This is a genomic window from Streptomyces sp. cg36 (assembly GCF_041080675.1).
Lineage (GTDB): Bacteria > Actinomycetota > Actinomycetes > Streptomycetales > Streptomycetaceae > Streptomyces.
Genome location: NZ_CP163520.1, coordinates 6,964,499 through 6,990,627 on the forward strand (window position 1 = coordinate 6,964,499; position 26,129 = coordinate 6,990,627).

Below are 26,129 nucleotides of genomic sequence, written 5' to 3' on the forward strand. Positions count from 1 at the left end.
CGCCCGCGGAATCTGAGTACCCTGCTAGACATGAGGGACCACCCCCCGGGGCCCCCGGCGCACCACAGCGGTGCCCCGGCGCCCGCCCCGCGCCCGGAGATCTGGACCGGACGGGCCACCAACCGCGTCCAGTGGCTGCTGGCGGCTGCCGGTGCCGCCTGTGTGGCGCTCGGCGTTGAGCTCGCGGTCGACTCCACCTGGACGTCCGGCAGCGCTCCGCTGCTGATGTCGGTGATCGGCTGCGTCGCGGCGGGTCTGCTGGTGATGTACGGCACCCTCGCGTTCGTCCATGTGGCCGTGAAGGTCGACGACGACTCCCTCGAAGTGCGCTGCGGCCACATCGGTCTCCCGCGCCGCCGGATCGCGCTGGGCGACGTGGTCGGCGCGGAATTCGCACCCAGGGTCACCCCGCGCCAGTGGGGCGGCTGGGGCTACCGCTGGCGCCCCGAGATGGGCACCGCCGTCGTGGTGCGTCGCGGCGAGGGCGTGGTGCTGCGCCTGGGCGACGGCCGGGTCTTCACGGTGACCGTGGACGACGCGGAGGCGGCGGTCCGGGTGATCCGCGACCGGCTGCGCCTGCTGGGCACGATCAAGCCCGCCGAAATCTGACCCCACCGCCGCCCGCACGCGGTCTTCGCTCCACCCGCACGCGCGTGGCCGACCGGCTGCACCACGCTGTGGGTCGCCGTCCGTGCCACTTCGCTCACGCGCGCGCAGCCGACCGCTCCGGGCACTGTTCCGCACCCGCTTCACCCGCCCGTACGTACGACGTCCAGGTTCTTCTCCCGCTCCAGCGGTCCGTCGTCGGCCGGGCGGGCCGTGGCCAGGCCGGCCAGCAGGCCCGCGCCCATGGTCACCGGCGTGAAGCTCAGCGCGTTGCCGATGCAGGCCAGGGCCGCCAGAGCGGTGAGCGAGGCGCCCGCCGTCAGGACGGCCTCCGTGGCCCGGGGCGAGCGCCACAGCCCGTACAGGACCCAGCCGTACGTGGAGACGAGCAGCGCGGCGCCGACCAGGCCCTCCTCGGACGCCTGCTGGAACAGCGCGGAGTGCGGCTTGCCCGCGGCGGGCGCGGATCGCTGGGCCGTGGGGCTCAGACCGCCGAACCGGTCCGGGCCGGTGCCCCGCAGCGGGTTGTCCTCGGTGAGGTCCACCGCGTCCCGCCACAGCAGGACGCGCTCGGGGGTGAGCTGGCCCTCCAGCGCCACGGTCAGGCCGTCCGGCAGCACGTCCTCGGCGACGGCCACCGACCCCACCGCCACCAGCGCCGCGACGGCCGCGAGCCCCGCCAGGGCCAGCGCCCGGTGCCGCATCCGGGCCGCCGCCAGCGAGCAGAGCAGTACCCCGAGCGAGGCCGCGCAGCCCGCCGCCGAGCCGAGCGCGAGGGCCGTTCCCGCGCACCCCGTGGCCAGCAGCCGCAGCGCGAGCCGGGACGCCGCCGTACGGGCCGCCCAGGCCCCGCAGCAGGCCGCGCCCGCGGCGAGGGCGGGGAGCGCCGCGGAGACGCCGATGTGGCCCGGCAGCGGGTCGACGGTGGCGCCCGGGACCCCGTCCCGCGAGACGTACGCGAGCACCAGGCCGGCGAGCGCGGCGGCGGTCGCGGCGGCCACGGGCACGAGGCCGCCGCTGATGCGGCCCAGCGCGTACCCGGCGGCCACGGCCAGCACCGCGAGGAGCACCCCTTCGGGGCGGGCCTCGCGCCCGGCCGCCGTGATCAGGGCCCAGCCCGCGCAGGCGCCGAGCAGCAGGACTCCGACGAGATCCGCTCCGCCCCCGCGTTCGGGCGCGGCCGACCGCCCCGTTCCTGCTCTCATCCCCGCCCCCAGCCCCCGACCGTCCGACGGACTGCGCACACCGTAACGGCGCCGGATGCCATCTGGGTACAGACGGTGCGGAAACGTTCCGTCATCCTGGCGGACAGCTACGCGTCCGATGCCCGTACGCGTGCGGACGTAGTGATCGTGCGCATATGGACGGTTACTGTACGAACCGGTCTGCCGCAGGCACAGCCGACCGCCGTAGACTCCGCCGGGTGAGCACGACCACCACCCCCACCGCCGAGCCGGAGCAGCTCGAACCACAGCCCTCCACCGCCTCGCGCGGCCGTCGGCTGCTGCACCGCCTCGTCCGGCCCGCCACGGCCGCGCTGTCCGGCGTGCTGCTGTACCTGAGCTTCCCGCCCCGGCCGCTGTGGTGGCTGGCGGTGCCCGCGTTCGCGCTGCTCGGCTGGTGTCTGCGCGGGCGCGGCGCCAAGGCCGGATTCGGCCTCGGCTACCTCTTCGGCCTGGGGTTCCTGCTGCCGCTGCTCGTCTGGACCGGTGTGGAGGTCGGCCCGGGCCCGTGGCTGGCGCTCGCGGCCGTAGAGGCGGTCGGTGTCGCCGCCGCCGGTGCCGGCATCGCCAGGATCTCCCGGCTGCCCGGATGGCCGCTGTGGGGCGCGGCGATGTGGGTCGCCTCCGAAGCGGTACGCGCGCGCGTGCCGTTCGGCGGCTTCCCCTGGGGCAAGCTCGCCTTCGGCCAGGCGGACGGGGTGTTCCTGCCGCTCGCCGCGCTCGGCGGCACACCGGTGCTCGGCTTCGCCGTCGTCCTGTGCGGCTTCGGCCTGTACGAGTGCGTCCGCCAGGGGCTGCGGCTGCGGGCCACCGGGACCTTGCGCAGGAGCGCCGCCGCGGGCGCGCTGGTCGCCCTGCTCCTCCCCGTCGCCGCCGCGTTCGCCTCGCGGCCGCTGGTCAGCGACGCCGCCGAGGACGGGACCGCCACGGTCGCGGTCATCCAGGGCAACGTGCCGCGCCTGGGGCTCGACTTCAACGAGCAGCGCCGCGCGGTCCTCGACTACCACGTGCGCGAGACCCTGCGGCTCGCCGAGAAGGTCAAGGCGGGCAAGGCCGCCAAGCCCGACTTCGTGCTGTGGCCCGAGAACTCCTCGGACGTCGACCCCTTCACCGACGCCCAGGCGTACGCCGACATCGACCGCGCCGTGAAGGCCATCGACGCGCCGCTCTCGGTGGGCGCCGTCGTGGAGCGGCCGGACGGGAAGCTCTTCAACGAGCAGCTGCTGTGGGACCCGAAGACGGGCCCCGGCGACACCTACGACAAGCGCCAGATCCAGCCCTTCGGCGAGTACATCCCGCTGCGCGGCTTCATCAAGCAGTTCAGCCCGGGGTACGTCTCGATGGTCCGCCAGGACTTCGACCGGGGCACGAAGCCCGGCGTGTTCACCATGGCGGGCACCCGGGTGGGCATCGCCACCTGCTACGAGGCGGCCTTCGACTGGGCGGTCCGCGACACCGTCACGCACGGCGCGCAGATCATCTCCGTACCGAGCAACAACGCCACCTTCGACCGCAGCGAGATGACCTACCAGCAGCTCGCCATGTCGCGGGTGCGCGCGGTCGAGCACAGCCGGACCGTCACCGTCCCGGTCACCAGCGGCGTCAGCGCCGTGATCATGCCGGACGGCGAAGTGGTGCAGAAGACCGCGATGTTCACCCCGGCCTCGCTCGTCGCCAAGGTGCCGCTGCGCTCCTCCGAGACCCCGGCCACCCGGCTCGGCACCGCGCCCGAATGGGCCCTGGTGGCGCTCGCGGCGGCGGGCCTGGGCTGGGCGGTGACCCGCACGGTACGCGCGCGTGGCGGCGAGAGCACCGGCGCCGTACGCGCGGGTGGGGACGGGGAGACCGGAGCCGTACGTGCGCGTGGGGATGAGGAGGCCGGGGCCACCGAGTCTCGTTAGCGCCGGGGTCTCGTTAGGGTCGGGGCATGGCGACACCCGACTTCATCCGTGACATCCGGGCCAAGGCCGGCCACCAGCTCCTCCTGCTGCCGGGAGTCAGCGTCGTCGTCTTCGACGACGAGGACCGCGTACTGCTCGGCAGGCGTGTCGACAACGGCGAGTGGTCGATCATCGGCGGCATTCCCGAGCCGGGTGAGCAGCCCGCCGACACGGCCGTGCGCGAGGTGTACGAGGAGACCGCCGTCCGGTGCGTGGTGGAGAAGGTCCTCCTGGTGGACGCGCTGAGCCCGGTCACCTATCCCAACGGCGACCACTGCCAGTTCATGGACATCAGCTTCAAGTGCCGGGCCGTCGGGGGCGAGGCACGCGTCAACGACGACGAGTCGCTGGAGGTCGGCTGGTTCCGGGTCGACGCGCTGCCGGAGCTCGCGGAGTTCGCGCTCTTCCGCATCAAACAGGCCATGACCGATGAACCGACATGGTTCGCCCCTACGTCCAAGGGCTGAAGTGTAGGGGCGGACCACATGGGTGGTGAGCGGTGACCCTGCCTAGGGTCGGAAACATGACCACGCCCACCACACCTGGTCCCCTCCCCGCGTCCCACAGCCTCGATCTGGGCGGACGCACCGCCCTCGTCACCGGAGCCGCCGGCGGCATCGGCCGGGCCTGCGCCCTGCGCCTGGCCGCCGCCGGAGCCGAGGTGCGGGCCGTCGACCGGGACGCCGAGGGCCTCGACGCACTGGCCGCACAGGGCGCGGGCCTCGCCGGATCGCTCGAACCCCTGGTCCTGGACCTCAACGACCTGGAAGCCGCGGAACGGGCCGCGACCGGCACCGACGTCCTGGTCAACAACGCCGGACTGCAACTCGTGCGCCCCATCGAGGAGTTCCCGCCCGAGGTGTTCCACACCGTGCTCACGGTGATGCTGGAGGCGCCGTTCCGGCTGATCCGCGGGGCGCTGCCGCACATGTACGTGCAGGGCTGGGGGCGGATCGTCAACATCTCGTCGGTGCACGGGCTGCGCGCCTCCGCGTACAAGTCGGCGTACGTGTCCGCCAAACACGGTCTCGAAGGGCTGTCCAAGACCGCCGCCCTGGAAGGCGCCCCCCACGGCGTCACCTCGAACTGCGTGAGCCCCGGCTACGTCCGCACCCCGCTCGTCGAGCGGCAGATCGCCGACCAGGCGGCGGCCCACGGCATCCCCGAGGAACGCGTGCTGGCCGAAGTGCTGCTCAAGGACTCCGCGCTCAAACGGCTGGTGGAACCGGACGAGGTGGCCGAGGCCGTCGCCTACCTCTGCACCCCGCAGGCGTCCTTCATCACCGGCACCTCCCTCGCCCTGGACGGCGGCTGGACCGCCCACTGACGCCCCCCGACGGCCCCGCACCGCCGGACACCGCCCGCCCTCATGACCGCACGCCCCCGCCCCCGCCGCCGCACGCCCCGTGGTTGACCGGCGCCTGCCAACAGTTGTCCACAGGGCTGGCGCGGTCGCCCGTACGGCAGGTATCCCTGTGAACATGTCCCACGATCACCCGCAGTCCACCGAGCACGCGGAGGCTCCCTACCTGGAGCTTCTGGCGCGCGGCGCGGCGGCCGAGGCGTACGACCGGCCGGCGCTGCTGGCACGCGCCGACGGAGCCGGGCCCGAGGCGCTGGCCGCCCTGGAGTCCGCCCGGCGGCTCGCGCTGCGGGTCCGCGCGGACCTGGAGGGCCGCCGGCGCCGCGAGGCCGAGCTGTCGGCGCTGTTCGAGACGGCCCACGACCTGGCGGGCCTGCGGGACCTTGACGCGGTGCTGCGGGCGATCGTGCAGCGCGCCCGCTCGCTCCTCGGCACCGAGGTGGCCTACCTCAGCCTCAACGACCCGGTGGCGGGCGACACCTATATGCGGGTCACCGAGGGATCGGTGGCCGCCCGGTTCCAGCAGCTGCGCCTCGGCATGGGGGAGGGGCTCGGCGGTCTCGTCGCCCAGACCGCCCGCCCCTACGTCACCTCCAGCTACTTCGACGACGCGCGCTTCCAGCACACCCGGGCCATCGACACCGGGGTGCGCGACGAGGGCCTGGTCGCGATCCTCGGGGTGCCGCTGATGCTCGGCAGCGCGGTGATCGGCGTGCTCTTCGCCGCCGACCGGCACAGCAGGGTCTTCGCCCGCGAGGAGATCGCCCTGCTCGGCTCGTTCGCCGCGCACGCCGCCGTCGCCATCGACACCGCCAACCTCCTCGCCGAGACCCGGTCCGCACTGGCCGAGCTGGAGCGGGCCAACGAGATCATCCGCGACCACAGCGCCGTCCTCGAACGTGCCTCGGAGGTCCACGACCGGCTGACCGAACTGGTGCTGCGCGGCGGCGGTGTGCACGACGTGGCCGACGCGGTCTCCGAAGTCCTGGGCGGGACGGTCGAGTTCGCCGACGCGGACTCGGCGCCCTTCGCCGCCCTCGACCTGACCGGCACCAACGGCCACGCGGTCCGCGACGGGCGGGACTGGGTGGCGGCGGTCGCCGCGGGCGACGAGGTCCTGGGCGCGCTGGTGCTGCGCGGCCGGCCCGCGCTCGACCCCGTGGACCGGCGCACCCTGGAGCGGGCCGCGATGGTCACCTCGCTCCTGCTGCTCGCCCGCCGCTCCGCGGGCGAGGCCGAACAGCGCGTGAGGGGCGAGCTGTTGGACGATCTGCTCGACACCCCCGGCCGCGATCCGCGCCTGCTGCGCGAGCGCGCCGCCCGGCTCCGGGCCGACCTGGACGCGCCGCACGTGGTCCTCGCCGCCCGCATCGACGGCGGCGAGGAGGGCACCACCGAGCGGCGGACCGCCGACCGGCAGCGGGTGGGCTCGGCCGCCGCCCATCTCGCGGCGACCCGCCACGGCCTGGCGGCCACCCGCGACGGCGGGACGGTGCTGCTGCTGCCGCTCGGCCCGGCCGACACCCCCGCCGAGGTCGCCCGGCAGCTGGCCAAACAGCTCGGGGGCGCCCTGCACGAGAAGGTCAGCGTGGGCGCGTCCGCCCCGGTCGAGGCGCCCGCGGCCCGGCCGGGCGCGGTGGCCGAGGCGTACGGGGAGGCGCGCCGCTGCCTGGAGGCACTCCGGCTGCTCGGCCGCCCGGGCGAGGGCGCGGCGGCCCAGGACCTGGGCTTCCTCGGGCTGCTCCTCGCGGACACCCGGGACATCGACGGCTTCGTGGACCGGACGATCGGCGAGGTGGTCGCCTACGACGAGCGGCGCGGCACCGACCTGGTGCGCACCCTCGACGCGTACTTCGCGAGCGGCATGAGCCCCGCCCGCACCAAGGACGATCTGCACGTCCATGTGAACACGGTGGCCCAACGCCTGGAGCGAATAGCCAAGTTGCTCGGGCCGGACTGGCAGTGTCCGGCCCGGGCGCTGGAGGTCCAGCTGGCGCTGCGGCTGCATCTGATGTCGTCGGCGGTGGCCAGGCGCTGACCGGGTCAGACCCTGATCCCGTGCTCGGCGCGGTCCGTGGCGTCGACATCGGCGAGGTCGCGGCTCCGGGTCTCCTGGGCGAAGAGCAGGGCGATCACCGTGAGCACGGCTGCCGCGATCACATAGAGCGCGATGGGGGTGGAGCTGTCGTAGTCGGACAGGAGGGCGGTCGCGATCAGGGGTGCGGGGGCTCCCGCCGCGACCGAGGCGAACTGCGCGCCGATGGAGGCGCCCGAGTACCGCATCCGGGTCGCGAACATCTCGGTGAAGAAGGCGGCCTGGGGCGCGTACATCGCACCGTGGAAGACCAGACCGACGGTGACGGCGAGGACCAGGTTCCCGAAGTCGGCCGTGTCGATCAGCGAGAAGAAGGGGAACATCCAGGCGCCGACCCCCACCGCGCCGATCAGATACACCGGCCGTCGCCCGATCCGGTCGGAGAGCGCGCCCCAGGCGGGGATGACGGCGAAGTGCACGGCGGAGGCGATCAGTACGGCGTTGAGGGCGGTCTGCTTGGCCATGCCCGCCGAGGTCGTCGCGTAGACGAGGATGAAGGCGGTGATCACGTAATAGCTGATGTTCTCCGCCATGCGCGCGCCCATGGCGACCAGGACATCGCGCCAGTGGTCGCGCAACACGGCGACCAGGGGGAGCCTCTCGGCGACGCGGTCGTCGTCGGCGCGGGCCCGCGCGCGCTGCAACGCGGCCTTGAACAGGGGGGATTCATCGACGGACAGCCGTATCCACAGCCCGACGACCACCAGCACACCGGAGAGGAGGAACGGCACCCGCCAGCCCCACGACAGGAACGCGTCGTCCGAGAGGAGCGCGGTCAGCGCCGAGAGCACCCCGGTGGCGAGCAACTGCCCAGCGGGCGCGCCGGTCTGCGGCCACGAGGCCCAGAACCCGCGCCGCCGCGCGTCCCCGTGCTCCGACACCAGCAGTACGGCCCCGCCCCACTCGCCGCCGAGCGCGAACCCCTGCACCAGCCGCAGCCCGGTGAGCAGCACGGGCGCGGCCGAGCCGACGGTGGCGTGCGTCGGCAGCAGCCCGATCGCGAAGGTCGCCCCGCCCATCATGACCAGGCTCAGCACCAGCAGCTTCTTGCGCCCGAGACGGTCCCCGAAGTGCCCGAAGACGAGGGCTCCCAACGGCCGGGCGGCGAAACCGACGGCATACGTCAGAAACGAGAGCAGCGTCCCGACGAGCGGATCGGACCCGGGAAAGAACAGCTTGTTGAAGACGAGGGCGGCGGCCGACCCGTAGAGGAAGAAGTCGTACCACTCGATGGTCGTGCCGATGAGGCTGGCGGCGACGATGCGGGGGAGGTGGGAGGGGGCCGGGGGAGAGGTCGCGGGGGAGGACATCAGCACCACTTCCTGCGGTCGGCGGGGACGGTTTGCGTGTCGCCATACCGTAGGAATGCGCAGGTCAGGGGCGTATGTGGTGGGGCGCCATAGTTTTGGGGGGCAGGGTGCGCGTCGGCACCATGGGGGTGGCCGGCGCGGGGGTTTCGTGGTGCTGGGGGTGGACACCTCCGGCACCTGTGTCGACGCCCCCGCCGCATTCCGGCGCGGGTACGGCGTCCCGCGCCGCACCCGTTCCGACGTCACCCCGAGGCCGCGCCCTGACGCCACGACAATTCGCCACCCACAGCGAGCGATCAACATATACTTCTGCGGCTCGACAACCGCCGTGGGCGTCGGGTGGGGCGCTGGGGGGCGTGATGGAGCTGCGGGACATCGAGATCTTTCTGGTACTGGCCGAGGAGTTGCACTTCGGTCGTACCGCCGAGCGGCTCCGGGTCTCCCAGGCCCGGGTCAGTCAGGCGATCCGCAAGCAGGAACGGCGCATCGGGGCCGCGCTGTTCGAGCGCACCAGCCGGACCGTGCGCCTCACCGACGTCGGCCGTCAGCTGCGCGACGACCTCCAGCCCGTCTACGCCGGTCTGCACGACTCCCTGGAGCGCGCCCGGCTCGCGGCCCGGGGTGTCACCGGGCGGCTGCGCATCGGCATGATGCCGTTCAACGTCGTCGATCTGCACTTCTACTGGAAGGAGTTCCGCTCGCGGCACCCGCAGTGGGAGCTGGAGATCCGTCAGATGACGTACATCGATCCGTTCGGCCGGCTCCGCGAGGGCGATCTGGACGTCATCGTCGTCTGGCTGCCCGTGGAGGAGCCGGACTTCACCGTCGGTCCGGTCCTGATGACCGACCGCCGGATCCTCGCCGTGTCCGCCGACCACGAGCTCGCCGACCGGACGTCGGCACGCCTGGAGATGTTCGCCGACTTCCTCCACCCCATGCCCCCGTCCCTGCCGGACTACTGGGAGGACGGCTACATGCCCTTCCACACGCCGCGCGGCCGGATCATCGAGCGCGAGCGGCCCGTGACGAACGCCGAGGACCTGATCAGCCGGGTCGGCATGGGCGAGATCATCCACGGCTTCCCCAGCCATGTCACCCGGCACTGGGGGATGCCGAACATCCGCTGGATCCCCGTACCCGATCTGACGACCCTCTCCTACGCGCTGATCTGGCGGACCGACGCCGAGAACGAGCCGATCCGCGCCCTCGCCGAGACCGTCCGTGAGCTCGGCGTGTTCCGGTTCTGATTCGACGCCGTTCTCCGCGCGTCCCCGGGCCCGGCGCTCTCGCCTGTCTCAGAGCCCGGCGTCCCAGGGCCTGGCGCTTCCGCCCGCCTCACTGCCCGGCGTCCCCGCCCGTCTCAGTGTCCAGCCTCCTCCCACGTCACCCACGTGTTGGTCCGGCGGCCCGAGATGTCGAAGGCGACGTTGTGGACCGCGCTGCCCAGCACGAGGCGCAGCGGGGGATCGTCGCTTTCCACGAGCCCCACGAGGGCCCGGGCGGCGAACGCGGGGTCCTCCTGGACCGGCCCCGCGGTGAACTCCCGTGCCGCCTCCGCCCGCAGCGCCGCGTAGTCGTCGAGGGGGCGGGCGCAGTGCCTCGGGGCGGGGCTGCCGGTCCCGTGGCCGCCGGGCCGGAGGATGCTCACCTTGACGCCGAAGGCCGCCGCCTCCGCGGCCAGGGACTCGCTGAGCCCTTCGAGGGCGAACCTGCCCGCGCTGTACAGGCCGGTCCCGGGCAGACCGCCGAGCGCGGCGTCGGCGCAGACCTGTACGAGGTGGCCGGTGCCCTGGGTGCGCAGCACGGGCAGCACCGCCTGCGTCATCCACAGCGCGCCGAAGAAGTCGAGGTCCAGCTGGGCGCGGGCCTCGGCCTCGGTGAACTCCTCCACCATGCCCAGCGAGGGCGAGCCCGCGTTGTTGACGACGACGTCCAACTGCCCGAAGTGCGCCACGGCCTTGGCGACGGCCGCGAACACGGCGTCCCGGTCGGTGATGTCCAGTCTCAGGGGCAGCACCCGGCCGGGGTGCGCGGCGGCCAGTTCCTCAAGGGCGGCCCATGCCCGCGCACATGCCGCTTCCCCCGCACCGGCCGCCTCCCCGACGGCGGCCGGTCCCTCCGGCGGGCCGCCGGTGCGGGTGGCGACCGCCACCCGCCCGCCCGCTGCCAGCGCCGCCTCGGCGAAGGCGCGGCCGGGGCCTCGCCCGGCTTCGGCGATCAGCCACACACGACCGGGTTCTGCGGTGGTGGCGTTCATGGGAATCCTTTCGCTCTCGACCCGGGACTAGAAATTGATCATGTGCCCGGCCAGGCCGTGCACCGCTTCCTTGACCGCCTCGCCGAGGGTGGGGTGGGCGTGGATGTTGCGGGCGAGTTCATGGACGGTCAGGTCCCACTGCTGGGCCAGGGTGAGTTCGGGCAGCAGCTCGGTGACGTCGGGGCCGATGAGATGGGCGCCGAGGAGTTCGCCGTACCGGGCGTCGGCGACGAGCTTCACGAAGCCCGCGGGGTCGCCCAGGCCGTGCGCCTTCCCGTTGGCGGTGAACGGGAACTTGGAGACCTTGACGTCGAAGCCCCGCTCGCGCGCCTGGGCCTCGGTCCAGCCGAAGCTGGCGATCTGCGGCTGGCAGTAGGTGGCGCGCGGGATCATGGCGTAGTCGAGCCCCATCGTCTCGGCCCCCGCGAGCGTTTCGGCCGCCACGACCCCCATCGCCTCGGCGGTGTGCGCCAGCATCAGCTTGGCCGTGACGTCACCGATGGCGTACAGATGCGGTACGGAGGTGCGGCAGCGCGCGTCGACGTCGATCGCGCCGCGTTCGGTGAGGGCGACGCCGGTGTTCTCCAGACCGTACCCGGTGACGTTCGGTGCGAAGCCGATGGCCTGGAGCACCTTGTCGGCCTCCAGGACCCGCTGGGCCCCGTCCTTCCCGGTGACCGTGACGCGGACCCGCGGCCCGGACTCGTCGATCGACTCCACCCGGGTCGAGGTGAGCACGTCGATGCCCAACTTGCGGTACCGCTTGGCGAGTTCGGCCGAGACGTCCGCGTCCTCCAGCGGTGCCACCCGGTCCGCGAACTCCACCATGGTGACCTGCACGCCGTAGCTGTGCAGTACGTAGGCGAACTCGATGCCGATCGCCCCCGCGCCCGCGATCACCACCGAGCGCGGCAGTTCGTCGGCCAGGATCTGCTCCTCGTACGTCACCACCCGCTCGCCGCGCGCGGTTCCCGGGAGCAGCCGGGGGGAGGCGCCGGTGGCGATGACGCAGTTGTCGAACGACACCGTGCTCGTCGTGCCGTCCGCCTCGGTGATCTCCAGGGTGTGCGCGTCCAGGAAGGTGCCGCGGCCGTGGAACTCGGTGATCCCGTTCTTCTTCATCAGGTAGTGGACGCCCTTGACCCGTCCGTCCGCCACCTCGCGGCTGCGCCGGAACGCCTGCCCGTAGTCGAAGGAGACCGTGCCGTCCACCGTGATCCCGAACGTCTTGGCCTCGTGCCGGAAGAGATGGGCCAGCTCGGCGTTGCGCAGCAGGGCCTTCGTGGGGATGCAGCCCACGTTGAGGCAGACGCCGCCCCAGTACCTCTCCTCCACCACCGCCACCCGCTTGCCCAGCTGGGCGGCCCGGATCGCGGCGACATAGCCACCGGGGCCGGCCCCGAGGACGACGACATCGAAGCGCTTGCACATGGAATTTTCCTCAGACTCGGAGTGGGAAGGAGCGGGGGAGCGAGCCGGGTTCGGGGCTCAGGCGGACGAGGCGGCCCGTACGCGCCACACCGTCACCGTCGTCAGGAGGCCGATCGCGGCGCCGGCCCAGAGCGCGGCGTTCAGGCTCGCGGCGTTGACGATCAGGCCGCCGAAGAGCGCGCCCAGGGCGATGGCCAGGTTGAACACCGAGGTGTTGAGGGCGGTCGCGGCCTCTTCCTGGCCGCGCGCCGACTGCAGGATCCAGCTCTGCACGCTCACCGGTACCCCGCCGAAGGCGAGCCCCCATCCGATCAGCAGGACGATCCCGCCCGCCGGGCTCGTACCGATCACCGGGAACAGCGCGAGGATCGCCGCGAGCAGCAGCCCGATGGCCATCACCACCCGGCGCACGTCGCGGCCCACGACCGCACCCGCCAGGAAGTTGCCGACGATGCCCGCCACGCCGAAGACCAGCAGGAGCGGGCCGACCATGCGCCCGCTGACGCCCGCCACGTCCTGGAGCACCGGGCTGACGAAGGTGAACGCCGCGAAGTGGCCGCTCACCAGAAGGAACGTCGTCAGTACTCCGGCCCGTACGGCACGGTTGCGGAACTGGTCCCCGAGCGTGCGCAGCCGTACCGGGTCGGCGGCCGGGAGCGACGGCAGCAGGTACAGGAGCGCGGCGACCACCAGCAGCCCGAGGCCCGCGACCGTGGCGAAGGCGGCCCGCCAGCTGCTGAACTCGCCGATCAGCGTGCCCGCGGGCACACCGAGCACATTGGCGGCCGTGGCCCCGCCGAAGGTGATCGCCGTGGCCCGCCCCACGTACACCGCGGGCACCATCCGTACCGCGATTCCCGCGGCCAGCGACCAGAATCCGCCGATGCTGATGCCGACGAGGAAGCGCGAGGCCAGCAGGACGGCGAAGTTCGGCGCCGCCACCGACAGCAGGTTCGCGGCGGCCATCAGGCCCAGCAGCGCGATCAGCACCGTACGCCGGTCGCCGCGCCGGATCAGGACCGGCAGCAGCGGCGCCGTCGCCGACGCCACCAGACCCGGCACGGTCACCATCAGCCCGGCGGCGCCCTCCGACACGTCGAAGGCGCCGCCGATCGGCGTCAGCAGCCCCATCGGCAGCTGCTCGGCGGTCACCATCGCGAACGTCCCCACGGCCACGGCCACCAGGGCCAGCCATCTTCGCAGCGGCACCACGGCCACGTGGCCGGGATCCGGCAGGGGCGGAAGGCCGGCGTCGTCGTGAACGGGGCGCTCGACGGTGGTCATGGCGTACTCCTCGGGTGCGTGGGGGTGTGGTGCGGGTAGGTGGAGGTGTGGCGCGGGGTCACCGGTGCGCCGCTCGCGGGCCCCACCGGTCGAGGGCCGCGTAGGCGGGCGCCCAGGAGCGTGCGTACTCCCGCCGCGCGGACTCCGACAGGGGGGTCAGGAGGGCGGTGGCCGTGCGGATGCCCGCGCCGTCCAGCAGCCAGGGCAGCAGTTGCGCGGCGTGCGGGCGGACGCGTTCGGCGTGGGTGCGCAGGAAGTCCTCCCACTGCTCCTTGCTCAGAACGTCCCGGACCAGCGGGAACACCGCGTCCTCCTCATGGCCGAGGTGCCCGGCGAGGCCCGTGACCAGGGCGCCGGTGAGCGTGCCGAGCAGCTCGGGCCCGGTGCCTGGGTCGGCCAGGGCGTCGTCCATCGCCGCGATGAGCGAGGCGAGCTTGGCGTGCTCGGCCTCTATCGCCTCCAGCCGGGTCAGGTCGAAGGGACGGCCGCGCAGGGCGTGCCGCAGTACGGGCCACAGCGCGTCGTCCTCGGCGGAGTTGTGGGCGATCAGCGCCTTCTTGAACAACTCCCAGCCGGTGGCGGCGCGCAGGACGTGCAGGGGGTCGGGGTCGCTGCGCGCGGTGATGTCGGCGATGTGCCGCAGCTCGCGGCGCAGTGCGCCGTGCATGGCGTCGACCACGGCCATCTCCAACTGCTCGCTCACGGCTGGCGTTCTCCTTGCGTGGGGATCCGGCCGGGCGCGTCCGGGCAGGACGGCATGGCGGCGCGGCGCCGCGGCGGATCTCTTGCGGTGTTCGGGAGCGGGGGAGCCGGGCGGCCCGCGGGGCGGTGCCCGAACGCGCGGCGCGCATCGCGAAAGCGGCCGTCGGCCTGGGACTTCCCGTCGGCCGTCCCTGGTGGGGGGCCGTTTCCCCGGCACCTCAACTCTCCTCTGGCGCCGCGCCGCGATCAATGCGGAGTTCGTGGGCCGATCGATAACTCTGCGGTTATCAACTCTGCGGTCATCGACTCTCTGGTTCTCAGGTCGGTGTGCGCCGCACAAAGACGAACAGCCCGCCCTGTGTCAGGGCGGGCTGGTGATCCGGCGTTCGGCCGCGGGTCGCTTCGGGGTGCCTCTACGGCGCGATCGGCAGCCGGCGCTTGTGCTCGGTGAGGCGGTAGCGGCGCACGATCGTCTCGAAGGCGTGCGCGTCCACCGGCTTGCCCTCCAGGAAGTCGTCGATGTCGTCGTAGGTGACGCCGAGGGCGTCCTCGTCGGCCTTGCCGGGGTCGAGGGTCTCCAGGTCGGCGGTGGGGACCTTCCACACCAGCTCGGCCGGGGCGCCCAGGGCGTCCGCGACGGCGCGCACCCGCCGCTTGGTCAGGCCGGTCAGCGGGACGAGGTCGGCGGCGCCGTCGCCGAACTTGGTGAAGAAGCCGGACACCGCCTCGGCGGCGTGGTCGGTGCCGACGACCAGGCCGTCGTGCGCCCCGGCCACCGCGTACTGCGCGATCATGCGCTGGCGGGCCTTGATGTTGCCCTGGACGAAGTCCTGGTGGTGCGCGTCGCGGAAGGCCACCCCGGCGGCGAGGGAGGCCGCGAGGGCGGCGTCGCTGGCGGGCTTCACGTCGACGGTCAGCACGTGGTCGGCGCGGATGAAGGAGAGGGCGAGCTGGGCGTCCCGCTCGTCGGCCTGGACGCCGTAGGGCAGGCGCATCGCGTAGAAGGCGGCCTCGTGGCCCGCGGCCCGGGCCCGCTCCACGGCGAGCTGGCAGAGCCGCCCGGCGGTGGTGGAGTCGACGCCGCCGCTGATGCCGAGGACCAGGGAGCGCAGGCCGGTCGAGGTGAGGCGCTCGGTGAGGAAGGCCACCCGGCGCTCGATCTCGCGCTCCGCGTCGAAGCTCTCGCTCACCAGGAGCTCCCGGGCGATCTCCTGCTGCAGTGCGGTGGACGCCGGCTCGCTCACGGCTGCTCCCTCGGTGTCGTGCGTGCGGTACGCGGTGTGCTGTGCCCGACGACCCTAGTCGACGGAGGTGCGCGGCCGTCCGGGGGATCTTGGCCGTGGCGCCACATGGCATCAGATGGCACCGTGCGGCGCCATGTATGTGCCAGTACTGCGCCATGAAGGCTTGTGGTGGCGCCATAGTGGTGCCACTATGGCGCTATGGACCTCACCCCCTACGTCGAGAACCTCCGGAACGATCTCGCCGCAGCCGCCGACGCGGGTGGCGCCGAGGCCCGGGCGCTGGCGGAGCGGCTGACCGCCCCGCTGGAGTCCGCCGTCCGGCTCACCCTCCTCAACGCGCTCTCCGACGCCATGGGCGAGGTCACCCGCGACCTCGCGCCCGGCTCGGTCGACGTACGGCTGCGCGGGCGCGACCCCGAGTTCGTGGTGAGCGCGCCGCCCCCGGCCGAGCCGTACGAGCGGGCGGCGGAGCCGGAGCCCTCGCCCGAGCCCGTGCGCGCGGCGCCGCCCGAGGGCGACGAGGGCGGGACCGCCCGCATCAACTTCCGCCTCCCCGCCCACCTCAAGAACCGCGTCGAGGACATCGCGGCCCGCGAGGGCCTCTCGGTCAACGCCTGGCTGGTACGGGCCGTGGCCACCGCGCTCGAACCCGGCGACCGGGCCTCGGCGGGGCCCGCCCGGAGCCGTACGCGCGGCGGCCAGGGGTTCACCGGCTGGGTCCGCTGACCCGGACCGTCCGCCGCGCACCCCACGTACCGCAGACGCACTCCCACGTACCGCACCCACACCCGCACCCCGCCACAAGGACGGATGAGCCATGCCCACGTTCGACACCCCCGGACCGATCTCCGTCGTCCTCGAATTCGACATCGGCGCCGCGCGCGTCGTCGCCTCGAAGCGCGCGGACACCGTCGTCGAGGTGCTGCCCCGCGACGGCGCCGAGGAGCACGACGTGCGCACCGCGCGGCAGACCAAGGTCTCGTACGCGGGCGGCAAGCTGACGGTGAAGGGGCCCCGCAACCGGTCCCTGTTCACCCGCAGCGGCGCGCTCGACATCAGCATCGAACTGCCCGCCGGATCCGACCTCCGGGCGTCCGCGCCGCTCGGCAGCTTCACCACCGAGGGTCCGCTGGGCGACTGCGCCGTCAAGACGTCGGTCGGTGACATCCAGGTCGACGAGGCGGGCGCCGCCCAGCTGAGGAACGCGCGCGGCGACATCCGGCTCGGGCGGGCCTCGGGCGACGCCGACGTCTCCGGCTCCGGCCGGGTCGACATCGGCGGGATCGGCGGAGCGGCGACGGTCAAGAACACCAACGGGGAGACGGCGATCGAGGAGGTCGCCGGCGAGCTCCGGGTCAACGCCTCCAACGGCCGCATCTCCGTCGGCACCGCCCGCGCCGGGGTGGAGGCCAAGTCCGCCCACGGCGCCATCAGGCTCGGCGAGGTGGTGCGCGGGCAGGTGGTGCTCCAGACCGCGCTCGGCGACGTCGAGGTCGGCATCCACGAGACCACCGCCGCCTGGCTCGACGTCAGCACCCGGCTCGGCGCCGTCCGCAACTCGCTCGGCCCGTCCGAGGGCCCCGGTGACGCCGAGCACACGGTCGAGGTGCGCGTCCGTACCGGCCTCGGCGACATCGTCGTCCACCGCGCGTGAGCGGCGACGCGACGCGCCCGCTAACCGGTGGTCCGGCCGGTCGGCCGGGCCGGGTGCCCGGTCGGCCGCTCCTCGCCGGGGTAGGCGGACCGCACCTTCTCCCGGAGCCAGCCGTGCGCCGGGTCGGCGTCGTTGCGCGGGTGCCAGGCCATGTCCAGTCGCAGGGGCGGCAGTTCGAGGGGGACCTCGAAGGTGTGCAGGCCGAGCGCCTGCGGGCAGCGGTCGGCGAATCCGGCGGGGGTGAGGCAGACCAGGTCCGTCTCGTGGCACAGGAGCAGCGCGGTCGACCAGTTGGGCACGACCGTGACGACCCGCCGGGAGAGCCCCAGTTCGGCGAGCCGCTCGTCGACCGGGCCCCGCACCCGTCCCTGCCGGGAGACCCCGATGTGGTCGGCGGCGGCGAACGCGCGGACGGTGACGCGCTTGCGCGCGGCGAGCGGATGCCCGGGGCGGACGACGCCGAGCAGCCGGGTGGTGCCCAGGTGCTCGGTACGGGTCTCCGGGTCGCGCCGCCCGATGACGCCGATCTCCAGGTCGAGCCGTCCCTCGCGCAGCGCGGAAGTGCCTTCCAGGGCCTCGGGCAGGAAGCGCAGGGTGACGCCGGGGGCCTCCGCGGTCACGGCCGCGATCAGCCGGGCCGCGAGTCCCGCGACGACCATCTCGCTCGCCTGGACGGCGAACTGCCTGCGCAGGGTGGCGAGATCGACCCGGTGGCGGCTGGTCAGCAGACCGCTCGCCTCCTCGACGACCGCGCGCACCCGGGGTCTGAGCTCCAGCGCGTGCGGGGTCGGCACGAGCCGCCGCCCGGCGCGCACCAGAACGGGATCGCCCAGCGCCGTGCGGATCCGGCCCAGCGTGCGGCTCATGGCGGGCGGCGACACGTGCAGCCGGTCGGCGGCGGCGGTGACGCTCTCCTCCTCCAGGAGGGCGTCGAGCGCGACGAGGAGGTTCAGGTCGAGGGATTCGATGGTGTGACCCCAGTCATAGGCGGGGCCGTCCGCGCCCCGGCCGGCCTCATGAGTTGCGTCCAGGCTAATTACATCTTGCTGAAGTTGCACTGGAGTTAACCGGGTGCCGGGCACAGGCTGCTGCCCATGACGCGAAACGACCTGCACACCCACCCGCGCGGCGCCGCCCGCGACCTGCTCGCCGTCGCCAGCCAGAGCGGCCCTTCCGTGACCTTCCTCGACGCGGTGACCCATGGCGTCCTGGGCGCCGTCGAGGTCCCCGCCGAACCGCACGAGCTCTGCTTCGACCCGGTCCGACGGCTGCTGTACGCGACGATCACCTACCGCTCCGGCTACTACAACGCCCACTCCGGCCGCGCCCACGAGCTCGCGGTCATCGACCCGGACGCCCGCCGGGTCGTGGAGATCGTCGACCTCTCGCCCGAACAGGGGGCGCACGGAGTCCTGCTGGACCCGGTGCGCGACCTGGTGTGGCTCAGCGTGGAGGGCGATCCGGAGGGGGCCCTCGTCGCCCTGGACCCCGGCACCCGCGAGATCGTGCGCCGGGTGCCGGTGGGGGCGCCCGGCCCGCACTGGTTCGTCGTCGCCCCGGACCGCCGCCGCGCCTACAGCGCCAACAAGGAGGCCCCGTACCTCTCGGTCGTCGACCTGGAGACGGGGGAGTTCCTCGACCGCGTCCCCGTGCCGGGCAGCGAGGGCATCGACATCTCGGCCGACGGCCGTCTGCTGTACGCGGCGGTGCGCGCGGGGGACGGGGAGCCCGCCGGGGTGCGGGTGATCGACACCGCGACCCACGCCACCGTACGCGTCCACGCCACCCGGGGTCCGGTCTTCCCCGTCCATGTGGCCCCGGGCGGGCTCGTGCTCGCGGGCGAGCTGCGGATGCGCCCGGACGGCTCGGCGCTCGGGGCCAACGAACCCGGTCTGCTGCACCTCCTCGACGCGGACGGCCGGTCCCGGGGCCAGGTCCCGGTCGGCGCTTTCCCGCTCACGGTCCGCTCCTCCCCGGACGGCGCGCTCGGCCTCGTCTCCGCCGTGCTGTCCAGCACCGTCACCGTGGTGGACCTGGTGGAGGCGCGGGTGGTGCGGACGCTGGAGATACCCCGTGCCGGGGAGCCGGGGGCGCACGGGCTCGCGTACATCCCGGCGCCGGGGGCGGAGGGCGCCGGGCCCTCGGCCCGCTGAACGGGTCAGCCGCGCAAGGCGGTTGCCCGTGGGGGCGCGACGCGGTTCAGTAGGCGCTCGACGGGGACGGCGGAGCCGTCGTCGCCGGGTGGGGCGCCGGGGTCGCCGCACCGGGCGGCGCGGTCTTCCGGTCGCTCGCGCCCGTGCCGCCCACCGGGCGCGTGAACCATCCGCCGCTGCCCGGGTCGGCCAGGACGAACCCGCCGAGCCGGTGCGCGGCCGGCGCCACGACGACGACGTTCGAGGCGCGGTAGGCGGCCCAGGCGTCGCCGGTCGGCCTGGGCGTGCCCTCCTGGGCGACCGGCGGGGTCAGCGGGTTCCCGCAGGCGCAGCGCACCCTCGGCACGCCCCGGTCGTCCACCAGCACGGCGGTCCCGGCCTGGAGGACCGCCTGGTAGGCGGTGGGCGAGCCGTCGCGGTAGCCGTGGCCGGTCACCCGGGTGTCGACGCGCAGCTGTACGGAGGTGAGCGCGCGGAGGTGTCCGGCGACGGCGTCGGCAGCGATGCCCGCCACCGACGCGAACGCCTTGTTGGCCGCCGGGGCCCCGCCCAGCGCGGCGATCTGCTGCTCGACGTCGCAGCTCGCCGTGGCGCGCGTCCCCGCGTAGAGGCCCGGCGCGGCGCCGTCCACGCCGCGCGTGACATTGGCGGAGGCCGGGGCGGACGCGCTGGGCAGTGACGGCGGGGACGGGGGCGGGGAGGCGTAGCGGGCCGTCGAGGGGGTGAACGGGTCCGGGCCGTCCGCGTCCGCGGCCTGGAGGTGGACCTCGCTGCCCGCGCTCTTCTCGCCGGACGATCCGCCCGGCCGGGTGAAGACGATGATCAGGGCCACCGCGGCCACGATCGCGCCGGTGATCAGGGCGATGCGGGGCGCGGAGTGCCACCAGGGGCGCTCGGGGCGTTCCCCGCGGCCGGGGCCGCCCCGGTCCGGGGGGACTCCTCCGCCTCCGCCGGGTCCGCCTTTGCCGGGGCCTTCGCCGGAGGAGCCCCCGCCGCCCGGCCCGGAGCCGCCGCCTCCCGGGGGCGGCGCCGGGGGTGGTGGCGCGTCCGCGCCCGGGCCGACCGCGATGGTGTCGTCGTGGCCGCGTTCGCCCGAGCCGCTCGGCGGGCCGGCCGGCGGGCCCGGCCGGGGCGTGCCGGACAGCGGGCCGGACGGGGGGCCGGTGGGGCGGCCGGACGGGGGAGGTTCGACGCTCACGAGCTCTTCTTCCCGGCGTTGGGATCCCGTGCGGACGGGCGGGCGCGGACGGGTGGCGCGGCGACCGGCAGGGGGGCGGGGCCGGTGCGCCGACCGGCACGCCGACGGCTGCGCGGACCGGCACGACAACCGGACGTGCTGACTCCGGTTCGTCTTCGACCAGGCCATTGTGTGCTCCGGCCCCGTCGCACCCGCAAGCTGACGCGGTCGGCCCCCCACGACGGGCGGACCGCGTCCGGGCTGCTTAGCGTGACAGTCGTGAGCCAGACACCGCCCCACCCGCCCGCAGCCGAGCGACGCGCCCGCCACGGCTGGTGGGAGGCGCTCGTGGCCGTGCTCACCGGCCTGGTCGTGATGGCCGTCGTCGCCGCCCTCGGCCTGCTGGCGGCCGGGGCCGGGGACCTGCCCGACAACGCCGTGCCCCAGGTCGTCGCGGCCGTCGTCGTCATGGCCGTCGGCGGATCCGTGGACATCACGGGCGACGCCGGTTTCCTCGGACAGAGCGACGCCGACCTGACCGTGCTCCCGCTGTCCGTCACCCTCGTCGGGGCCCTGACGGTGGCCGCCGGATTCCTGCGGCCCCTGCGGCACCGGGCCGTGGCGAGCGCGCGCGAACTGGCCGCCTGGGCCGCCCGGGTGGCCGTCCTGTGGCTCCTCGCGCTCCTCGGCCTCTCCTTCCTCGCCCGCAAGCGCTTCACGGTCGGGCTCGGGGAGGGCGCGATCGGTGACATCGGCGATCTGCTCGGTGCCACGCCCCGGGTCGGCTTCGAGACCGATGTGCCGCTCACCCTGCTCTTCGGGCTGCTCTGGCTCGCCGGACTGCTCTTCCTCGCCCTGCTCGTCTCGCGCGCGGCCCCGCTGCCCGCCCGGCTGGTGCGGTTCCAGGAGTCGGTGCGCCCGGCCGCGTTCGCGATGGTGGTGCTGCTCCTCGCGTACGTCGTGCTCGGCCTCGCCGCCGGGCTGGTGGTCGCGGTGGTCAAGGGGCACACGGCGGAGACCTTCGCCGTGCTCCTGCTCGGGCTGCCCAACCTCGCCTGGCTCGCCCTCACCGTCGGGCTCGGCGCCTCGTGGGAGGGCCGGGTGGACGGGCCGTTCGGACTGCCGATGCCGCACGTCCTGGACCAGGTGCTGCGCACCCCCGACATCTCCACGGTGAACCTGCGCACCATGGGCGAGTACGACGGCCGGGTGTGGTGGCTCCTGGTGGTGGCGGCCGTGCTCGTCCTGGCCGCCGGATTCGTGATGGCGGCCCGCTCGCCGTCGCGGGTGAAGGCGTGGCGGCACGCCGTGCACATGGCGGTCGCGCTGGCGCTCACCGTCCTCGCGGTCTCGCTGCTCTCCCGGGTCTTCGCGCACTACGGACTGTCCCTGCTCGGCATCGGCGACCTGGGCGGCGGCCTCGCCGGCCGGGTCTCCCTCAGACCCCGGCTGTGGACGGGCCTCGGCCTCGGCGCCCTGTGGGGCCTGGTCGCGGGCTTCCTCGGCGCTCTGCTCGCCCGCCGGGTGCGGCGGCGGGGCGAGGTCGTGGCGGAGGACGGGGGAGCGCCGCCGCCGGAGCCCCGGAACGGCTGAACACGGCCCGCCCGAGGGCCCGTTCAGCTCCCCGGGGGCCGCGACGGACGCCGGAGCACCGGGAGCGCCCACGCGGGCGGGTCCGGTGGCGGACCGGGCGGCGGCGGGGCGGCGACGGCCCGCAGGTCCACCCGGGTCGGCGGATGGCCGCCGGACTCCGCGCCCCGGGCCGCCGCGCGCAGCGCGGACACGAACGCCAGACAGGAGTCGTAGCGGTCGTCCGGGCTCTTGGCCAGCGCCTTCGCCAGTACGCCGTCGAGGGCCGGGGCGATGCCGGGGCGCCGCTCGGTGAGCGGGGGCGGCCGGTCGTACTGGTGCGCCCACAGCAGCGCCATGTCGTCGTCGCGCTGGAACGGGGGCCCGCCCGCCATCGTCTCGTAGACCACGCACGCCAGGCTGTAGACGTCGCAGCGGCCGTCCACCGGGCGTCCCGAGATCTGCTCGGGGGCCACGTAGTCCAGGGTGCCGACGAACTGGCCGACCGTGGTGAACCCGGTCAGCGACAGCGACTTCTTCGTCAGGCCGAAGTCCGTGAGGTACACGTGCTCGGGGTGGTCGCTGTCGGTGCCGCGCGCCACCAGGATGTTGCCCGGCTTCACGTCGCGGTGCACCAGGTCGTGCTCGTGGGCGGCGTCCAGCGCCGACGCGACCTGCGCCGCGATCCGGGCCGCCGTCGGGACCGGCAGCGGCCCCTCCTGGTCGAGCAGGGCGCGCAGATCGCGCCCGGACACGTACCGCATGGCGATGTAGAGCACGCCGTCCGTCTCCCCGGCCTCGAAGACCGGGACGATGTGCGGGTGGTCGATGGCGGCGGCCACCCGGGACTCATGGGTGAAACGGCGGCGGAAGGTGTCGTTGCGGGCCAGTTCCGGGGCGAGCAGCTTCAGCGCCACCGTCCGCTCCAGGCGCAGGTCGCGGGCCCGGTAGACCACCGCCATGCCGCCTCGCCCGATCTCCTGCTCGACCAGGTACCCGGCGATCCGGCGCCCGACCGGTTCGGCGGTGCTCGCGGTGTACGGATCGCCGGCGGGCGCCATCAGGGGCCGCCGGGCCGGTCCGCCGCGTCCCCGGCCCCGGGGGCGCTCACGATCCGCGTGGCGTCGTCGGGCGGCGCCGCACCCGCCGGGCCGGGCTCCTCCGGCACGGGAGCCGCCGGTACGGGCCGCTCGGCGGAGGGCCCGGTGGAGGCGGCGTACGTGCTCAGCCGCGTCCCGTCGCAGTGGACCCACCGCTCGTGCTCCGCGTCGTACAGCCACACCGCCTCGCCGTCCACGATCATCCCGGCGCGCAGCCCGAGGGTGCGCCGCCAGAACGCCTCGCCGTCCAGGCGGCCCGCGGCCAGGTCCTCGGCCGCGCCCCGGTAGCGGCTGAGCATGTCCTGGGCGCGGGCGATCAGCGGGCGCGGATCCGCCGTACGGGCCGGTGGCGCGCCCGCGACCGGCGGCCTCTGCGGGACGGTGACCAGGAGACGGCCGTCGACCCACGCCGACCAGCCGTTGGCGCACACGATCCGGGCCCAGTCGCCGCGCCGGTCCACGAGCTGCACCGGCAGCAGCGCGTCCAGCGGGACCGTGGGGCGGCCGGGGTCGGGGCTCTCCCAGGCGGCCAGGCCGTCGGCGGGGACCACGTGGGTGGGGCGGAAGTCCGCGGGAGCGCTCATCACGCCTACTTCCGCATGACGGCGGGCTCGTGCCGCCGCAGCAGCCGGGCCACCAGGAAGCCGAAGAGCACCGAGAGGACCACCAGCATGCCCATGTCGACGAGCCACACGCCCGTCTGGTGCTCGAAGAGCGGATCGCCGGTCAGCTCGCCCGGCACGATCCTGGCGAGCCCGATGGTGCCCGCCATCGCGCCCAGCGCCCAGCGGGAGGGCACCAGCCACGCCAGCTGCTCGATGCCGGGGACGCCGTGCAGCTTCAGCAGGGCGCCGCAGAAGACGACCTGGACGATGGCGAGGAGCACCAGCAGCGGCATCGTCACCTCCTCCTTGCGCACCAGCGCCGAGACCAGCAGGCCGAGCATCATGGCCGTGAACGCCAGCAGCGCCACCGCCGCCGTGATCTCCACCAGCGGCGGCGCGAGAACGCCCTTGCCGCCGGGGGCGTTCAGGTCCACGCCGAGCAGGGCCACCAGGGTCAGCACGACGGCCTGGAGGACGGTGACCGTCCCCAGCACCACCACCTTGGACATCAGATACGCGGATCTGGACAGGCCGACCGCCCGTTCCCGCTGGTAGATGACCCGCTCCTTGACCAGCTCCCGCACGGCGTTGGCCGCGCCGGTCAGGACGCCGCCGACGCAGAGGATGAGCAGCGCGTTCATCGCCGTCTCCTGGGTCAGCCTGCCGCCCGCCAGCGCCCGCGCCATCGCGCCCATCACGAACGGCAGCGCGACCATGATGGCGAGGAAGGTGCGGTCGGCGCCGAGCGCGGCGGCGTACCGCCGCACCAGGGTGCCCAGTTGGGCGCCCCAGCTCCGGGTCCTGGGCGGCGGGCCCACGACCCGGGCGGCCACGGCCCGGCCGAGGTGCGGCTGGGCGCTGGAGCCGACCACGTACCGCTGGTGGAACGGCGATCCGCCGTACTCGCCCGCCCAGTCCCGGTCCCGGTCGCGCTCGAACGCCTCGAACGCCTCCGGCCACTCGGCGAAGCCGAAGAAGCCGAGGGTGTCCCGGGGCGGCCCGTAGTACGCGATGTGCCCGCCGGGGGCGAGGACCAGGAGGCGGTCGCAGACGTCGAGGCTGAGCACGCTGTGGGTGACCACGATGACCGTGCGGCCGTCGTCCGCGAGGCCGCGCAGCATGTGCATCACCGAGCGGTCCATGCCCGGGTCGAGGCCGGAGGTGGGCTCGTCGAGGAAGAGCAGCGAAGGTTTGGTGAGCAGTTCGAGGGCGACGCTCACCCGCTTGCGCTGGCCGCCGGAGAGGCTGTGGATGGGCTGGCCCGCGCGCTGCTCCAGGCCGAGTTCGCCGATGACCTCCTCGACCCGGGCGCTCCGCTCCGACTTGGCGGTGTCCTGCGGGAAGCGCAGCTCGGCGGCGTAGCCGAGGGCGCGGCGCACGGTCAGCTGCGCGTGCAGGATGTCGTCCTGCGGGACCAGCCCGATGCGCTGGCGCAGCTCGGCGTAGTCCCGGTAGAGGTCGCGCCCGTCGTACAGGACCGTGCCGCGGTCGGCGGGGCGCAGCCCGGTGAGGGCGTTGAGGAGGGTGGACTTCCCGGCGCCGCTGGGGCCGACCACGGCGAGCAGGCACTTCTCGCCGACCGGGAACGACACCCGGTCGAGCAGCGTCTTGCGGCCCCGGTCGACGGCGACGGTGAGGTCCTGGACGTCCAGCGAGACCTCGCCGGTGTCGACGTACTCCTGGAGCTCGTCGCCGACCAGGCAGAACGCCGAGTGGCCGATGCCGACGATGTCACCGGGCGCCACCTCGGCGCGGGCGACCGGCTGGCCGTTGAGGAAGGTGCCGTTGTGGCTGCCGAGGTCGACGATCTCGTGGCCGCCGCCGGGCAGGGCGCGCAGTTCGGCGTGCCGGCGCGAGACGACCAGGTCGTCCACGACGAGGTCGTTGTCGGCGGCGCGTCCGATCCGTACGGTTCGGGCGGGCAGCGGGCGCACCGAGGTGGGCCGGCGGAAGGCACCCGTCGCGGCGGGCACGGAGACGGCGGACAGCCGTTCCGGGGCGCGGACCGGCGGCGGCGCGCGGCCCACCAGGACGGCGCGCGGGCCGTCGGCGGGGCTGCCGAACCGGATGACGCTGCCGGGCCCGATGTCCCACTCGTGCACGCGCCGTCCCTCGGTGTACGTGCCGTTGGTGCTGTCCTCGTCCTCGACCGTCCAGTGACCGTCCCCGGCGCGCAGCACCGCGTGGTGCCACGAGACGCGGGCGTCGTCGATGACGATCTCGCTCAGGGGGTCGCGCCCGACGTGGTAGTCCCGGCTCGGACTCAGCACCGTGGAGCCGGTGTCGGTCTCCAGGACGAGCTCGGGCGCTGTCGGCGCGGCAGACCGCTCTCCCATGGGGTGAATTCTACCTATTGGTCCCTGTTCGGCGCCGCCCGAGCGGGGAGCGTACGGGCGGGCCCCGCACCCGCGGCGCC

Annotated in this window: 21 protein-coding genes and 1 pseudogene; 10 read left to right on the forward strand and 12 right to left on the reverse strand. The window is 74.2% G+C overall.

Annotated elements, in window-relative coordinates:
• Nucleotides 1-30 precede the first annotated feature (30 nt).
• Nucleotides 31-609 carry a hypothetical protein gene (locus tag AB5J87_RS31085; protein ID WP_369381456.1) on the forward strand — a complete coding sequence of 193 codons (579 nt, stop codon included), beginning with the start codon at nucleotides 31-33 and terminating at the stop codon, nucleotides 607-609.
• 140 nt (nucleotides 610-749) lie between these two features.
• Here the strand turns inward: AB5J87_RS31085 and AB5J87_RS31090 are convergent, their stop codons facing one another.
• A complete protein-coding gene (locus AB5J87_RS31090) occupies nucleotides 750-1,811 on the reverse strand; it encodes an O-antigen ligase family protein (RefSeq protein ID WP_369381458.1) in 1,062 nt (353 codons plus the stop codon).
• A 218-nt stretch (nucleotides 1,812-2,029) separates the two neighbouring features.
• Here AB5J87_RS31090 and lnt point away from each other — a divergent pair, with 218 nt between their 5' ends.
• From lnt to AB5J87_RS31110, 4 genes are all read left to right on the forward strand, one after another.
• Nucleotides 2,030-3,730: an apolipoprotein N-acyltransferase gene (lnt, locus tag AB5J87_RS31095; RefSeq protein WP_369381460.1), complete on the forward strand. Its 1,701-nt coding sequence runs from the start codon at nucleotides 2,030-2,032 to the stop codon at nucleotides 3,728-3,730.
• Between the two features lie 26 nt (nucleotides 3,731-3,756).
• Nucleotides 3,757-4,236, forward strand: a complete 480-nt coding sequence (locus tag AB5J87_RS31100; protein WP_369381462.1) for an NUDIX domain-containing protein — start codon at nucleotides 3,757-3,759, stop codon at nucleotides 4,234-4,236.
• A 56-nt stretch (nucleotides 4,237-4,292) separates the two neighbouring features.
• Nucleotides 4,293-5,096, forward strand: coding sequence for a 3-hydroxybutyrate dehydrogenase (locus AB5J87_RS31105; protein ID WP_369381463.1), 804 nt, complete (start codon nucleotides 4,293-4,295; stop codon nucleotides 5,094-5,096).
• A 154-nt stretch (nucleotides 5,097-5,250) separates the two neighbouring features.
• On the forward strand, nucleotides 5,251-7,170 hold the full coding sequence (locus AB5J87_RS31110) for a helix-turn-helix domain-containing protein (RefSeq protein WP_369381465.1): 1,920 nt from the start codon (nucleotides 5,251-5,253) through the stop codon (nucleotides 7,168-7,170).
• Between the two features lie 5 nt (nucleotides 7,171-7,175).
• Here the strand turns inward: AB5J87_RS31110 and AB5J87_RS31115 are convergent, their stop codons facing one another.
• Entirely contained in the window at nucleotides 7,176-8,537 is a 1,362-nt protein-coding gene (locus AB5J87_RS31115) for an MFS transporter (RefSeq protein WP_369381467.1), read from the reverse strand.
• Nucleotides 8,538-8,896: 359 nt separating this feature from the next.
• On the opposite strand from AB5J87_RS31115, the gene AB5J87_RS31120 reads away from it, so the two are divergent.
• A complete protein-coding gene (locus AB5J87_RS31120; RefSeq protein ID WP_369381468.1) occupies nucleotides 8,897-9,784 on the forward strand; it encodes a LysR family transcriptional regulator in 888 nt (295 codons plus the stop codon).
• Between the two features lie 113 nt (nucleotides 9,785-9,897).
• Here the strand turns inward: AB5J87_RS31120 and AB5J87_RS31125 are convergent, their stop codons facing one another.
• The 5 genes from AB5J87_RS31125 to nadE form a co-directional block, all read right to left on the reverse strand.
• Nucleotides 9,898-10,794, reverse strand: a complete 897-nt coding sequence (locus tag AB5J87_RS31125) for an SDR family NAD(P)-dependent oxidoreductase (protein WP_369381469.1) — start codon at nucleotides 10,792-10,794, stop codon at nucleotides 9,898-9,900.
• 27 nt (nucleotides 10,795-10,821) lie between these two features.
• Nucleotides 10,822-12,225: a dihydrolipoyl dehydrogenase gene (gene lpdA / locus AB5J87_RS31130; protein WP_369381470.1), complete on the reverse strand. Its 1,404-nt coding sequence runs from the start codon at nucleotides 12,223-12,225 to the stop codon at nucleotides 10,822-10,824.
• 57 nt (nucleotides 12,226-12,282) lie between these two features.
• Complete coding sequence (locus tag AB5J87_RS31135; RefSeq protein WP_369381472.1) at nucleotides 12,283-13,509, reverse strand: MFS transporter; 1,227 nt, start codon at nucleotides 13,507-13,509, stop codon at nucleotides 12,283-12,285.
• A 58-nt stretch (nucleotides 13,510-13,567) separates the two neighbouring features.
• Entirely contained in the window at nucleotides 13,568-14,212 is a 645-nt protein-coding gene (locus AB5J87_RS31140) for a hemerythrin domain-containing protein (protein ID WP_369381474.1), read from the reverse strand.
• Nucleotides 14,213-14,624: 412 nt separating this feature from the next.
• Entirely contained in the window at nucleotides 14,625-15,455 is an 831-nt protein-coding gene (gene nadE, locus AB5J87_RS31145) for an ammonia-dependent NAD(+) synthetase (RefSeq protein ID WP_369381476.1), read from the reverse strand.
• Nucleotides 15,456-15,653: 198 nt separating this feature from the next.
• Between nadE and AB5J87_RS31150 the strand changes: the two genes are divergently transcribed.
• Nucleotides 15,654-16,181: a hypothetical protein gene (locus AB5J87_RS31150; protein ID WP_369381477.1), complete on the forward strand. Its 528-nt coding sequence runs from the start codon at nucleotides 15,654-15,656 to the stop codon at nucleotides 16,179-16,181.
• A 91-nt stretch (nucleotides 16,182-16,272) separates the two neighbouring features.
• Nucleotides 16,273-17,109, forward strand: coding sequence for a DUF4097 domain-containing protein (locus AB5J87_RS31155; protein ID WP_369381480.1), 837 nt, complete (start codon nucleotides 16,273-16,275; stop codon nucleotides 17,107-17,109).
• 20 nt (nucleotides 17,110-17,129) lie between these two features.
• Here AB5J87_RS31155 and AB5J87_RS31160 read toward each other — a convergent pair whose 3' ends face one another.
• Nucleotides 17,130-18,167 carry a LysR family transcriptional regulator gene (locus AB5J87_RS31160; RefSeq protein WP_369381482.1) on the reverse strand — a complete coding sequence of 346 codons (1,038 nt, stop codon included), beginning with the start codon at nucleotides 18,165-18,167 and terminating at the stop codon, nucleotides 17,130-17,132.
• A gap of 36 nt (nucleotides 18,168-18,203) precedes the next feature.
• On the opposite strand from AB5J87_RS31160, the gene AB5J87_RS31165 reads away from it, so the two are divergent.
• Nucleotides 18,204-19,262 (forward strand): YncE family protein, encoded by a 1,059-nt coding sequence (locus AB5J87_RS31165; protein ID WP_369381483.1) that lies wholly within the window; start codon nucleotides 18,204-18,206, stop codon nucleotides 19,260-19,262.
• Nucleotides 19,263-19,374: 112 nt separating this feature from the next.
• On the opposite strand, the pseudogene AB5J87_RS31170 reads toward AB5J87_RS31165, so the two are convergent.
• A pseudogene (locus AB5J87_RS31170) lies at nucleotides 19,375-20,460 on the reverse strand (DUF6777 domain-containing protein); the annotation flags it as partial.
• 258 nt (nucleotides 20,461-20,718) lie between these two features.
• Here AB5J87_RS31170 and AB5J87_RS31175 point away from each other — a divergent pair.
• The gene (locus AB5J87_RS31175; protein WP_369381484.1) at nucleotides 20,719-22,032 is read left to right on the forward strand and encodes a streptophobe family protein; all 1,314 of its coding nucleotides are present in this window, start codon (nucleotides 20,719-20,721) and stop codon (nucleotides 22,030-22,032) included.
• 23 nt (nucleotides 22,033-22,055) lie between these two features.
• Here the strand turns inward: AB5J87_RS31175 and AB5J87_RS31180 are convergent, their stop codons facing one another.
• Genes AB5J87_RS31180 through AB5J87_RS31190 form a run of 3 tightly spaced genes read right to left on the reverse strand, consistent with a single transcriptional unit; the run spans nucleotide 22,056 to nucleotide 26,049 of the window.
• On the reverse strand, nucleotides 22,056-23,069 hold the full coding sequence (locus AB5J87_RS31180; RefSeq protein ID WP_369381485.1) for a serine/threonine-protein kinase: 1,014 nt from the start codon (nucleotides 23,067-23,069) through the stop codon (nucleotides 22,056-22,058).
• Nucleotides 23,069-23,692, reverse strand: a complete 624-nt coding sequence (locus tag AB5J87_RS31185) for a hypothetical protein (protein ID WP_369381486.1) — start codon at nucleotides 23,690-23,692, stop codon at nucleotides 23,069-23,071. The genes AB5J87_RS31180 and AB5J87_RS31185 overlap by 1 nt, the downstream gene beginning before the upstream one ends.
• A 5-nt stretch (nucleotides 23,693-23,697) precedes the next feature.
• A complete protein-coding gene (locus AB5J87_RS31190) occupies nucleotides 23,698-26,049 on the reverse strand; it encodes an FHA domain-containing protein (protein ID WP_369381487.1) in 2,352 nt (783 codons plus the stop codon).
• Nucleotides 26,050-26,129: the final 80 nt, after the last annotated feature.

Coding starts and splice junctions, on each gene's coding strand:
- AB5J87_RS31190 (WP_369381487.1), bottom strand. CDS start 26,049: ATGGGAGAGCGGTCTGCCGCGCCGACAGCGCCCGAGCTCGTCCTGGAG.
- AB5J87_RS31185 (WP_369381486.1), bottom strand. CDS start 23,692: ATGAGCGCTCCCGCGGACTTCCGCCCCACCCACGTGGTCCCCGCCGAC.
- lpdA (WP_369381470.1), bottom strand. CDS start 12,225: ATGTGCAAGCGCTTCGATGTCGTCGTCCTCGGGGCCGGCCCCGGTGGC.
- AB5J87_RS31090 (WP_369381458.1), bottom strand. CDS start 1,811: ATGAGAGCAGGAACGGGGCGGTCGGCCGCGCCCGAACGCGGGGGCGGA.
- AB5J87_RS31165 (WP_369381483.1), top strand. CDS start 18,204: ATGACGCGAAACGACCTGCACACCCACCCGCGCGGCGCCGCCCGCGAC.
- AB5J87_RS31110 (WP_369381465.1), top strand. CDS start 5,251: ATGTCCCACGATCACCCGCAGTCCACCGAGCACGCGGAGGCTCCCTAC.
- AB5J87_RS31180 (WP_369381485.1), bottom strand. CDS start 23,069: ATGGCGCCCGCCGGCGATCCGTACACCGCGAGCACCGCCGAACCGGTC.
- AB5J87_RS31155 (WP_369381480.1), top strand. CDS start 16,273: ATGCCCACGTTCGACACCCCCGGACCGATCTCCGTCGTCCTCGAATTC.
- AB5J87_RS31135 (WP_369381472.1), bottom strand. CDS start 13,509: ATGACCACCGTCGAGCGCCCCGTTCACGACGACGCCGGCCTTCCGCCC.
- AB5J87_RS31125 (WP_369381469.1), bottom strand. CDS start 10,794: ATGAACGCCACCACCGCAGAACCCGGTCGTGTGTGGCTGATCGCCGAA.
- AB5J87_RS31115 (WP_369381467.1), bottom strand. CDS start 8,537: ATGTCCTCCCCCGCGACCTCTCCCCCGGCCCCCTCCCACCTCCCCCGC.
- AB5J87_RS31150 (WP_369381477.1), top strand. CDS start 15,654: ATGGACCTCACCCCCTACGTCGAGAACCTCCGGAACGATCTCGCCGCA.
- AB5J87_RS31100 (WP_369381462.1), top strand. CDS start 3,757: ATGGCGACACCCGACTTCATCCGTGACATCCGGGCCAAGGCCGGCCAC.
- AB5J87_RS31120 (WP_369381468.1), top strand. CDS start 8,897: ATGGAGCTGCGGGACATCGAGATCTTTCTGGTACTGGCCGAGGAGTTG.
- AB5J87_RS31085 (WP_369381456.1), top strand. CDS start 31: ATGAGGGACCACCCCCCGGGGCCCCCGGCGCACCACAGCGGTGCCCCG.
- AB5J87_RS31105 (WP_369381463.1), top strand. CDS start 4,293: ATGACCACGCCCACCACACCTGGTCCCCTCCCCGCGTCCCACAGCCTC.